Below are 1,621 nucleotides of genomic sequence, written 5' to 3' on the forward strand. Positions count from 1 at the left end.
TGCAAAAGTTCCATCTCCCTGATTTTGATAAAGAGTACCAGCGGGACCGTGATTGCCAACCCAAAGATCGATAAAACCATCGTTGTTAAAATCGCCCCAGGTGGCTCCATAAGAAATTCCTCTGTAATCGATCCCAGCATTTTTACTAACGTCTTTAAATGAGGTTGTAATCATTTTTTTAATTACAGTATTTTGACTGATGTTATAGTTAGCTGTTTCTGACTAAAAAATATCTATTGCTTTTCTAAATAAACTGACATGTTGAACGACTAAATTAAAGATAACTTTTTGTTTTTTTATCGACAAGTTTGCAGTTGTTTTCTAGTAAGTATTATCTCGTAGTGTCTTTGCTGTCAGAGCGGGTTTTAAAAACCTGAGATATAATTACTGCACAATTGCGACCTATAAGTTGAATTCTATTTTTTAGTAATAAATAAATGTCAAACATAAGTAAAGCAGATACGATCATTAAGGATTTACTAGAAAACCCAAATTTATATCGTCAAAAATCTCAACAAGAAGGAGAGGTTTGGGGGAAATATTTTTCAAATAACAATTTTAATGAGCTTCAGCAAAAAGATCGTCAGGCAGCAGCAAAGTTAAAGTTCAACCGTCATAATTTGAATTTTATTCCGCTACTCCGAAAAAATTGTCGGTCTGCTAATATTGGGCTATCTTTAGCCTGTGGCAACGGTCGAGCTGAAAGATCGGTTTTACAAAGGGGTATTTGTAATAAATTTCATGGGATAGATATTGCCGATGAAGCTTTAGTAAAAGCCAAAAAACTAGCTAAAGAACAAAATTTAGATATTGTTTATCGGCAAGGAGATCTAAATAGTATTGAGTTACCTGCTAATACTTATGATTTAGTAATTACTCAAAATTGTTTACACCACGTCTTACAACTAGAATATCTTGCCGAAGAAATAGCTAAATCTATGACTCCTAATGGAGTACTTTGGATTCATGATTATATAGGTGAAACTCAATTTCAATATACAGAGGAAAGATTATACTGGCTTAATTTAATTTTGTCTTTGCTCCCAGAAAGAATGGTAACTAATAAATTAAATGGAAAGGTAGTGAGAAAAATTACTAGTCCCGAACCAGGTAAGTTTATATCGCCTTTTGAAAGTATTCGTTCGGCAGAGATAGTTCCCATTTTTTTAGAGAGATTTGACATTATTGAAAAAAATGAGTTCAATGGGATTTCGCGCTTGATATTTCCTTTGGGCTGTAAAGAAGAATATCTGAAAAATGAAGAAAGCCAAGCTTTGTTCGAGCTGCTGTTTTTGATCGATCGCTTACTATTAGAAAATAATATTCTTACACCTACTGGGGGGCAGTACTTGTTAAAACCCAAAAAATCTAGTAGTTAAGTTAATAGATAATCGATTGAAAGACCAGACAATTAATCGATTCAACTATCTGGTCTTCTTATCTTCAGCGATTAAACAGCAGTAAAATCTTCAGTACCAATGGAACTAGAAGCGACATTCTGGAGTAGTGCCAAAACATTATCGTCGAGATCGACAATGTGAGTATTATTGCCACTGGCGACTACTCGGATGTCACTCGAACTCATTCCCGTACTCAATCCCAATAAGTCACCATCACCAAA

General features: G+C 34.4%; 1 protein-coding gene. It reads left to right on the forward strand.

The window, feature by feature from the left end; genetic code table 11:
- Window positions 1-437: 437 nt before the first annotated feature.
- Complete coding sequence (locus AC33VI_RS22965) at window positions 438-1,379, forward strand: class I SAM-dependent methyltransferase (protein ID WP_491784585.1); 942 nt, start codon at window positions 438-440, stop codon at window positions 1,377-1,379.
- The last annotated feature ends 242 nt before the right edge of the window (window positions 1,380-1,621 follow it).

This window comes from Waterburya sp. (genome assembly GCF_058530065.1).